Genomic DNA, 10,284 nt, shown 5'->3' on the forward strand with positions numbered 1-10,284 from the left:
CAGATCAGTTTGGGCATTGAAAAAGAATCATCCTCGCCCTGGCGGCGACTTCTACGGCGGGCCGCCGAGCGCATCTTCTTGGGACGATACCAAGGTCAGCGCCCCTTCTAGAGAGGTTGCCACAACAATATGGTGGATGAATCGGCGCTGTCGTTTGTTAGCTACCCTGGTTGCGAAGAAACACTTGAGGCAAAATGATCGGCCTCGCAATCACAGCAATCTGATCCGGAATTCCCAATCCCACCTGCCGCTGCTATGATCGATTTTCGAAATGATTTTATCCATTTATTGAGCCAGCTGCCCCCGGAGTGAATTAGCAATGAGCGACAACATCACTGGTGACGGCCCACTCGATCGGGCATTCGCAATTCTCGATTTCGTCGCAACACAAATCAAGGCGGTGACGGCAGCAGACATCGCCAAGAATCTCGACTTGCCGCTGCCGACCGCTCACCGGTTGATCGGCAACCTCGAATCGCGCGGGCTGCTTCAGCGGGCCGCGGGAACGAAGCGGTTTGTGGTGGGAAACAACCTTGTTGTGCTAGCGGGCAAAACGATCGGATCAGCCTTCAGAACAGCCCGCCGGCATGCCGTTCTACAAAACGTCGCGGCAGAAATCGGCGAGCAATGCGAGATCGGGATAGTGCGCAACAATGCCGTTGTCTACGTTGACAGCGTTCGGGTGAAGGCCCCGCAAAGCCTACAATTTGATCCTGGGCACAGTGCTCCACTTCACTGCACGTCCACCGGCAAGATTTACTTGAGCACGGTTCCTGCGAAGCACCGGGAAAAGCTCGTGCGATCATTGCATCTGGAGCAGCATACTGACCAGACGATAACCGATCCCGATACCCTTCTGACAGTTTTGGAGGAGACACGCAAAAGAGGATGGGCCCGCACCAATGAGGAGTTTGTCAAGGGGGTCGTTGGTTGCGCCGTCCCAATCCTTGCGCCCGGCGGTACATTAATCGCCTGCCTGGGCGTATCCGTTCCAGTTGCCCGCGTCAGCTTTGACGACCTCCAGCACTTCCGCGAACCGTTGGTTCGAGCAGCTAAATTGCTGTCGGAGACGATACTTGAGGCAAATAGCGATTTTTCGCCAGAAGACGACTGATGATAGGTGCCCGAGAAGCTTTCAACGACCCGTTCCCGGCTTGCGCCTTTCGCAAGAACCGGGCTGAGGTGCTGGTCTCTCAAGCCACCGTGACTTTGGAATGGCGACTGCCGCTATCGCTCTGACGTAGTCGGGCTGGTGTTCGGAAGCCTAGTCGAGTTTGTACAATGACCTGTTGTTCTTATACAGAATCATTCTCGCGCCCTCGATTGCTTCCTCGACGTCTAGGCTTCCGCCGACGACATACTCGGTGAGCGCCTTCGCCAGGTAGCGCTTACCCCAGCGGCCGGCCAGCCAATAAAGCTCAGGAACATGAAACGCGTCGCTGGCGTACAGGATCTTCGACAGCGGGACGACCTCCATCACTTGCATATACCGTTGAAACAAATTCTGGTGCACAAACGGTGTCATGATCGAGAGTTCGAAGTAGCAGTTCGGATAAAGGTGGCTGAGCCAAGCGGCTTTGCCAACAGAGGGATAGCCCGCGTGAAGCGGAATAATCTTTGGCATGCGCATCACCCCGTCGCGATCAAACCGGCAGACTTCCTCAAGGTAGAACGGGTCCTGGTTACGCAGGATGACTGATGGTGCCTCGCCATCGCCCGTATGGATCTGCATGGGAATGTCCCGCTTGAGGCATTCTTCAAGAGCAAGCGTGAAATTGTATCGACGCAGATTCTTGGACAGGTTGTATTCGGACTGGCGGTCCATCTGCGGAATCTTGTCATAGGATTGCCTCAGCGCCTCCCAGGATGCCCGAGCAGTTTCCCGATCGTGAAGAGGTTCGATCAGTCCGATGTAGGGGAGAAGGTAGGATTTCATCCCATAGGATTTCTTGCCGTAATTTCCTTGGCCGTCCAGCAGCTCCAGGAGACGAGCGATGTAGCGCTGCTCATACTCGTCGAACGGAATTTCCAGAGGAAACAGCTCTTTTTGGACCATCTCGATGCGGGCAAGCCTGTTCATTCGGCAAGGCCCTATCCCGTCGTCATATCGGTTGATCTCCTCCACCGATGCGCCTTCACAATAGCCGGTATCCACCATCACGTTTTCGTACCCGACGTCCTGGAGTAGATTGCTGACGTAACCCCAGTAATTTTTGGTGCGATCGTTCCTGGCTTCTATAACGGCTTCGATGTGTGGCGCGCAGCTCAAAAATTGTGCCATCTCCTTCACAACAAATTTGACAAAGATGCTTTGAGAAATGTCCCCAACGATCCCGTCGATCTTTTCCTGGATCCCGAACCGCTTGTTGAGGTCATGCCGTCTGGCTTCGTCACCACTGAGCCATTTCTCGTAGACCCCTGCGGGGAAATATGCGGGCACAGTGTCCATAGCCGCCAAGGACATGCGCTCCAGAAACCGCCTTGACGTCATGGAGGGTTCACGATCGGTGACCAGATGGCAATGTGCGTCATCGATCGGCAGCGCATTGACCGCCTCGAAAATTTTCAGGAACTCAGGATGTTGCTTTGAGAGGAAGGGCCCCAGATGATCCAAACCTTGAGCCGCTTTGCTCTTCATTTCACACTCCGCTCGTCTCTTGGGGAGGCAGCTCACCTGCCGCAGAAGCATCACGCTGTTCGAAGTCTCTTAAGCTGGTTTATCCGCAGCGCACGAATTTGCATCTAGCGCTCCGACCCGATTGCCCTCGCAACCTGAAAGCTCGGCCAGTACCCTGATCCATGTCCGAATCCCCTTGTGAAAACTGGAGAGATCGTACTTTTCGTTGGGGCTGTGGTGACGATTGTCGGAGCGCGCGAAGCCAATCGGCAGAGAAGCGAGACCAAATCGGTTCTGCATGACACTCACGATTGGGATCGATCCTCCGCTGCCAATCAGCACGGACTCACAATTCCATTCATCTCTCAAAGCAGCACGGGCACGTTGAAGGAATTGGCTTTTCGAGGGGATGGCCGATGCTTTGCTGCCACCAAATGCGGTGAACTTCATAGTACAGTCGGCCGGCAGTCTGGCGCGGATATGGTCGTGGAAATGCGCCTGGATCTTTTCTGGATCCTGGCCCGCGACCAGCCGGAAGGATATCTTGGCCACAGCCTTCGAAGGGATGATCGTCTTCAACCCGTCGCCATGATAGCCGCCGGCGATGCCATTGATTTCGCAAGACGGACGCGTCCAAATTTGCTCCAATGCTGAATATGCCTGATCGCCGGCAGACTGTGAAAGGCCGACGTTCTGCAAAAAACTATCGGTGTCAAAATCGAGTTTTTTTAGCTCGGACTTGAGGTCTTCATCTGGTTCTTGGACGTCGTCATAAAATCCCTTAATCGCCACTGCCCCGCTCTCGTCTCGTAAGCTAGCGATCAATCCGGCGAGGACTTGGATCGGATTTCGAGCAGCATTACCGTAAGCTCCCGAATGCAAGTCGCGACTGGCACAGGCGATCTCGATTTCTCCTTCGAGCAGGCCGCGAAACATGACGGTGACTGCCGGAATCGCGTCATTCCATAGATAGGTGTCGCAAAGCAGCATGGTGTCTGCGCGCAGCTCATCACCGACCTGATCCAGGAATTCATCCATGCTGGGACTGCCGCTCTCTTCCTCCCCTTCGAAGAACATGGACACGCTGACAGGCAGACCTCCCGTAACGGTTTTCCATGCGCGGCACGCTTCGACGAAGGTTAGAAGCTGGCCTTTGTCGTCCGAGGCGCCACGGGCGATGATCTGGGTATCGCCATTAGGCTGCACCTTCAGCTGTGGATCAAAAGGATCTGCTTCCCATCTATCAAGCGGCTCAACTGGTTGAACGTCATAGTGGCCGTAGAATAAGACGTGAGGACCCGTTGCTTGTTTTTGGTGAGCGATGACGACCGGATGGCCGGCTGTCGGCCGAACGGACGCGTCAAATCCAATATCCGCCAACTCAGTTGCTAGCCACGACGCCGCCGCTTGGCACTGCTGGGCAAGAAGCGGATCGCATGACACAGACGGTATGCGCAACAACTCAAACATCCGATCTAAACTTGCGTCCAAATTGCTGTCCGCGTAACTCAAAACGCTTTCTACAAGCAGCCGCTTTGGTTCCGGCAGATCCGCAGCGGAAGACTGTTCCCCAAATGACATATATTTGTCACCTTCCTCGCAGATGAAGTGCACCTGCGACCTGGCAAAGCTCGCATACAAGCACTATGAAGCGCCGTTTCAATTCATTCACGCAACGTTTTGGTCTAGTGGGTGTCGAAAAAGCTTTGAATCTTCACCGGGTCGTTTGTCTGATTCAGGGAAAGCATCAACAGGACGCGGGCCTTTTGCGGATTAAGAGAATCTGCGGTGACGAATCCAAGCGCATCGTCGTCAACCTCATCGTTGCGCCGGATATAGCTGCAGTTCACGCGCGACGACCGGACAAAGGCCAACCCATTCTTCACGACCGCTCTGGCAGCCGGGGTGATTGCCTTGGGAAGGCTTCCGCTACCCGTTCCAGCCCAGACGATGCCTTCATAGCCGGATGCCGCAACCGCCTGGAGTATGTCAGGCGTCACGCCGACGTAGCTGTAGACAATCGCAACGCTAGGCAAGCGACGCAAATCCGATGGGAAAGCGCTCCAGAGCGTATGGCTGCGTTCTAATTTCCGGTAAAAGATCGGCCGCCCATTCACCATTTGGCCGAGGGGCCCGCAACCGGGTGACTTGAAAGCATCCAGATTGACGGTGGTCTTGGCGACATCACGCGCCGAGTGAATTTCAGAATTAAGCACGACGAGGACACCCCTACCCTTCGCCTCTGGGCAATCGGCAAGGGCGACGCCATCGCGAAGGTTGGCCGCCCCATCTGCGCCGAGCGCATAGGGTCGACGCATAGCGCCGACAACGACAACCGGCTTGTCACTTTTTACAACGAGATGGAGAAAAAACCCCGTCTCTTCGAGTGTGTCGGTCCCGTGCATGACAACGATCCCGCGGATTTTTTCGTCTGTGAACGCTTTGTTGATACGGTTCGCCAGTTCCAGCCAGTGTTCCGCTGTGATGTCAGGACTAGACACCTGAGCAATCTGCTCTACGAGAACGCCGAACTTCTCCCTCAATTCGGGATTGGCTGCTAGCAGCGCCTCACCGGTCAACGTCGGGTCACTAGGAGAAGTCTGCGCGATTGACCCTCCCGTAGCCAAGACGAGGATATTGCTTTTGTCGGTTTCCATTCTTCTGTTCCCCAGCGTCCGCTGTAGCACCGAAAATCCCATATATCGGACCAGGTACGAATTGCAGCTCAAGCTGCGTACAAGTGCCCGCACCTGTTGGCCAAGGACCGCTACCTAGAGCGGGTAGCACTTAAAATTCGATTGTCGCCTCGGCTAGCACAGAGAAGGTTGCCCTTGTGTGCAACCGCCGGTTCTTAGTGTTTCAAAACCCGCGACAAGAAGGTGCGGGTGCGGTCGTTGCTGGGTTCATCGAAAATCTGTTCCGGTTGACCAACCTCTACAATGGCGCCCCGGTCCATGTAGATCACCCGGTCAGCAACCTCGCGGGCGAAAGCCATTTCGTGGGTAACGATCATCATGGTCATACCCTCGTTCCGCAGCTCACGCATGACATCAAGCACCTCTCCCACTAGCTCGGGATCAAGTGCTGATGTGGGCTCGTCGAACAGCATGACGTGGGGTTCCATCGCCAAGGATCGAGCTATAGCCACACGCTGCTGTTGACCGCCGGATAGTTGCCCCGGGTACTTGTGCGCTTGGCTCTGCAGGCCAACACGCTCTAACAACCGCAAACCGACATCCTGCGCCTCATTGCGAGATTTGCGCCGAACGCGCATCGGCGCAAGGGTAATGTTTTCCAGCACTGTCTTGTGTGGAAATAGGTTGAACTGCTGGAATACCATTCCGACGCCACGCCTGATTTGGGACAGGGCCTTGGCGCCGCCCAGATACAGATCCTCTGTGGTCGGCATCGAGAACCCATCTACCGTCAAAGAGCCATTTTGATGCGTCTCCAGCCCATTGACACACCGGATGAGCGTGGACTTGCCCGAGCCGCTGGCACCGATGAGCACGACGACCTCGCCAGTCGTAACAGAAAGGCTGATGTTCGATAGAGCCTGGAATGGACCGTAGTATTTGTTCACGTTGGCGAATGTGACAATCGGTGTGGATCCGCTGGATTGCCTGAGCATCACTGAGTACTCCTCTGCATACGAGCTTCCATTCGCCGGGCTCCGAAGGTAATGGCCGATCCAATCGCGAAGTAAATACCAAACATAAAAATGTATACTTCATCTACCGCGCCGCTTGAGGCCGGATCCGCTAGGATCATTTGCCCGGCTCGCAAAAAATCCGTCAGTCCAATGATGAACACAAGCGTAGCCCCGTTGAAGACATCGAGCACATTACCGACGAGAGCTGGCTGGACGACCCGGATCGCCTGCGGCAACACGATCTCGGTTGAGACCGTCCAATTCGACATGCCCAGAGACTGAGCTGCTTCCCTTTGTCCACGAGACACGGCCTGAAGGCCGCTGCGGACAAACTCGGCGACATACGCTGCATTGAATACTGTGTAGCCGACCATGCCGCGCAGCAGAGAAGAGATCGAGGTCTCAGGGAGGAACAGCGGCACGGTAATCCAGATCCAGTACACAACGAGAATTAGCGGAACCGACCGCATCACCTCAATATATCCAGCGCAGCAGGCCCTCAGGCTTGGGTTGCGGCTGGAGCGGCCTAACGCGAGGAGGATACCAAGCGGCAAGGACGCAGCCGAGACAACGATGGCCAGCATCAGGCTGAGCAGTAGACCACCCCAGCGATCAAGCCCAGGAGGGGCCAAAACAAGCACGGCAGCCGCGCAAGCTGTGAGCAATACGACAACGGCGAAGCGGCGCAGTTTGGGTATCATCACGGCGCAAATTGCGGTGCAAAGAATGCCCAGCGTCAACCAGGCTCGCCATATCTGGTCCGGCGGATACAATCCAACCAGCAGAAGTCGCCGGCTCTCATAAATCCCTAACCAATGCGCATTCCAGACAGCCCATTTCGAAAAACGCGCTATCAACCAGGCAACCAGCGCGAGGACTACAATTGACAGAACCGAGTCGACTGCATTTGCAAACAGGTTACGTCCAAGCCACCGAAATGATTTCTCCATTACCGTGCTCCATCCAAACCAACGCGTTTGTTCAGGATGTTAATGAAAGCGCTAATCATCCAACTGATAACAAGATATATCGCCATGACAATCAAGACTGTCTCTAAGCTGTGTCCGGTTTGATTGGCAACCGTGCCGCTTACATTAAAAAGATCCGGAAAGCCGATCGCGATCCCCAGGGACGTATCCTTCGTCAAGCTGATATAGCGGTTCGCAAGGGACGGCAGAATAATTCGGAAGACCTGAGGAAGGATCACATCTCGAATCGTATCTCTGCGGGACAGTCCAACCGCGGCGGCGGCCTCCCATTGACCCTTGGGCAATCCTTCAATCGCGCCGCGAACAATTTCGGCAATATAGGCCGTGCTGTTGACGGTGATGGCGATCAAGATTGCCGACATCTCCGGCGACAGCTGTATTCCGCCAGTAGCCCCGAAGCGTCCAATTACGGGCAAGGCCACGTCCATGTGAAAGCCCGTCGCGTAGCCGGTGCCGGCAGCCAAGATCCCTGCACCAAGCAACGCGAAACGACGGCCAGATGAGAAACGCGGGAAACAAGCGAACACCATGAATCCAATGGCCAGTGCGACCAGAGCCAAGGACACTGCCGCCGTCCCATTGGATATCTGAAGCGACGGCAAAAATAGACCGGATTGACCGAAGACAAGCCACTTCTCAACGTTTGTCACGCCAGTGACCGCAGGAAGCCGCAGGAAAACGGCAAAATACCAGAAGACCACCTGTATCAGCAGAGGCGTATTGCGCACGAACTCTACGGCGATGAAAGCGACCTGTCGTATCAGCCAGTTCGTCGACAGCCGCGCTACGCCAAAAACCACACCAATGACCGTGGAGAATACAATTGCGAGTAGCGCTACCTTGATCGAGTTGAATATGCCCACGGTAAGCATCTGCAGGTTCGTCGATGCGGAGGTAGCTTCTGCAAATGTGGGCCACCACCCGTCCCAGGCAGTTGCAAATCCCTCACTGACGTTGAACTGCGAAGGCCGCCAAAGATAGCCGAAGCTAAAGGAGATCCCGCGCTCTCCCAAGCTTTGTTGGATGGCCACACCTGCGAGTCCAACGATTGCTATGGCGGCAATGACGACGCTGGCGTGTATCATCTTGTGGCGGATGCGAACGGCGCGCTGCCGTCGCGACGGCGGCGCAACCGGCTCAAGCCGCATTTGCGTAACGTTGTTCATCCCATTGCGGCCCTAAGCAAAAACGCGTGGCGTCGTGCTGCGGCATTCAGAGCCACAGGATCGAGTACAAGAGACCCCCATTCTTGAAGAGAGCGTTTGGAGATTTGTCGCGCTCGAGATAGAGGGGGGTTTTCGGCCCCAGAGACCGATCATAGATCTCCCCGTAATTGCCAACCCCTTTGATCATGTCGGAGACAAAACTGTCCGAAACGTGAAAATCCGCGCCGAACCCTCCGTTTACGCCTAAGAACTTCTGAATTGAGGGATCAGCAGACTTTTGCATCTCGCCCAGGTTAGCTGTGGTGATGCCCCAATCCTCAGCCTGAAACAATGCATACAGCGTCCAGGCCATCAGCTTTCGCCATTCTGCATCGTTCTGAACGACGATGCCCGCAAATGGCGCGACCCCTATGGTTTCGGGCAGAATCACGTAGTCGGACGGCTTTTGTGAGCTTCCGCGCCAGGCGGCAAGAGCCGATTTATCGGTGAACATGGCATTGCACCGCCCGCTGGCCAGCGCAGAGAAAAGTTTCTCGCTGCTGTCAAACGTCAGGATCTTTGTGTTCGTTATGTTACGAGCCTTAACCTCTTGGGCTATGGTGGCCTCGCTGCCGGACCCTTGGGTGGTGCAGACCGCCGCGCCTGAAAGTTCGTTGAACGATTTCACGCCGGACGCGGCCGTCACCATCACTCCGCCGCCATCGAAAAAATACGCCGGAAGAAAGTCGACCGCAAGCGCCGCTGCACGGGATGCAAACACAGAGGTATGTGCATAGACGATATCCACTTGGCCGGTCTGAACGGCATTGAAGCGGCTCTTGTCTGTGACGACCACGAAGTTGACCTTATCCGGGTCACCAAAAATTGCAGCCGCGGTGGCGCGGCAAAGATCCACATCAACTCCCTCCATCTTGGAGGTCTTGGGATTGAGATAGCCGAATCCCGGAGTGGTGTTGTCAGTCCCGCAATTGAGCACGCCGCGCTGCTTCACGCTGTCGAGCACGGAAGCGTGCACCGGCGCGGCTGCACCACTTGCGAGCGCAAGTGCGGCGGATAGGTACGCGATAGAGGAGATTAGGCGCATGTGAGTTCCCCTTGTTTTGATTAATGGGCCTGGTTTCGAACTCGAACTCTAAAGCGAGTTCAAAGTGCCTCTGAAGGAGGTCACAGGCACCATTGGAAGTCCACACTTCTTATCAATAACAGATATTTATCTTTCCGTTTTTTGAGAATAGTGGTGCAACGACAAGCCTGACCTCCTCATCCGGGGCGGATGCAGCGCTGCATCCGCATCAGCTTCGGATCGGGCACGCAGGTATCTGGCGATCGTGCTTGACGCCTAAAGCCGAAAAGTCATCGGCTGGGCAATGGCAACCCATCTTAAGTCTGAGTTGGCGATCGCTGCGCTCGACCAAGCGATTGCGGGGCGGCGGCCTCCGCCGGGCAGCGTCATCCACCACAGTGATCGCGGCGTGCAAGGCGGATTCAAGCGATCGTCGCAACACCGATTGTGTTCACTCATGGCAACAACTCGTCAAGCGCTTCTGCCGGCGTTTTCCAACNGCATTGAGGGCCGCTGCCACGGCGGCGATCTCGTCGGCGCTGTGAATGCTCAGGTCGGTGCCTTTCGGGAAGTACTGACGCAGCAGCCCGTTGGTGTTCTCATTGGTGCCGCGCTGCCAGGGACTTTGTGGATCGCAGAAGTAGACTTGGACACCCGCGTCGACTTTGAGACGATCGTGCTGAGCCATTTCGGCTCCCTGATCCCAGGTCAGCGAACGGCGTAGTTCTTCGGGCAAGGTGATGATGGTGCGCGTAATCGCGTCACGCACGGCCTCAGCTCCATGTCCCGCGAGCGCA

General features: G+C 55.6%; 8 protein-coding genes and 2 pseudogenes. 2 read left to right on the top strand and 8 right to left on the bottom strand.

Annotated elements, in window-relative coordinates:
* Positions 1–319: 319 nt before the first annotated feature.
* Positions 320–1,114: an IclR family transcriptional regulator gene (locus X742_RS142690; protein ID WP_023775006.1), complete on the top strand. Its 795-nt coding sequence runs from the start codon at positions 320–322 to the stop codon at positions 1,112–1,114.
* 150 nt (positions 1,115–1,264) lie between these two features.
* On the opposite strand, the gene X742_RS142685 is transcribed toward X742_RS142690, so the two are convergent.
* The 7 genes from X742_RS142685 to X742_RS142655 form a co-directional block, all read right to left on the bottom strand.
* Positions 1,265–2,638, bottom strand: coding sequence for an amidohydrolase family protein (locus tag X742_RS142685; RefSeq protein ID WP_031248589.1), 1,374 nt, complete (start codon positions 2,636–2,638; stop codon positions 1,265–1,267).
* A 69-nt stretch (positions 2,639–2,707) separates the two neighbouring features.
* Entirely contained in the window at positions 2,708–4,198 is a 1,491-nt protein-coding gene (locus X742_RS142680; RefSeq protein ID WP_084569674.1) for a M20/M25/M40 family metallo-hydrolase, read from the bottom strand.
* 104 nt (positions 4,199–4,302) lie between these two features.
* Positions 4,303–5,274, bottom strand: a complete 972-nt coding sequence (locus X742_RS142675; protein WP_023775009.1) for an asparaginase — start codon at positions 5,272–5,274, stop codon at positions 4,303–4,305.
* 194 nt (positions 5,275–5,468) lie between these two features.
* Positions 5,469–6,248 carry an amino acid ABC transporter ATP-binding protein gene (locus tag X742_RS142670; protein ID WP_023775010.1) on the bottom strand — a complete coding sequence of 260 codons (780 nt, stop codon included), beginning with the start codon at positions 6,246–6,248 and terminating at the stop codon, positions 5,469–5,471.
* The gene (locus X742_RS142665) at positions 6,248–7,219 is read right to left on the bottom strand and encodes an amino acid ABC transporter permease (RefSeq protein ID WP_023775011.1); all 972 of its coding nucleotides are present in this window, start codon (positions 7,217–7,219) and stop codon (positions 6,248–6,250) included. Before X742_RS142665 ends, X742_RS142670 begins: the two co-directional genes overlap by 1 nt.
* The gene (locus tag X742_RS142660; RefSeq protein ID WP_023775012.1) at positions 7,219–8,424 is read right to left on the bottom strand and encodes an ABC transporter permease subunit; all 1,206 of its coding nucleotides are present in this window, start codon (positions 8,422–8,424) and stop codon (positions 7,219–7,221) included. Before X742_RS142660 ends, X742_RS142665 begins: the two co-directional genes overlap by 1 nt.
* A gap of 46 nt (positions 8,425–8,470) precedes the next feature.
* Positions 8,471–9,508 (bottom strand): transporter substrate-binding domain-containing protein, encoded by a 1,038-nt coding sequence (locus X742_RS142655; protein WP_023775013.1) that lies wholly within the window; start codon positions 9,506–9,508, stop codon positions 8,471–8,473.
* A 232-nt stretch (positions 9,509–9,740) separates the two neighbouring features.
* On the opposite strand from X742_RS142655, the pseudogene X742_RS1000000176180 reads away from it, so the two are divergent.
* Positions 9,741–9,902, top strand: a pseudogene (locus X742_RS1000000176180) (DDE-type integrase/transposase/recombinase); the annotation flags it as partial.
* A gap of 40 nt (positions 9,903–9,942) precedes the next feature.
* Here the strand turns inward: X742_RS1000000176180 and X742_RS1000000173280 are convergent.
* Positions 9,943–10,284 (bottom strand): annotated as a pseudogene (locus tag X742_RS1000000173280) (IS30 family transposase); the annotation flags it as partial.

This window comes from Mesorhizobium sp. LNHC229A00, assembly GCF_000502415.1.
GTDB lineage: Bacteria > Pseudomonadota > Alphaproteobacteria > Rhizobiales > Rhizobiaceae > Mesorhizobium.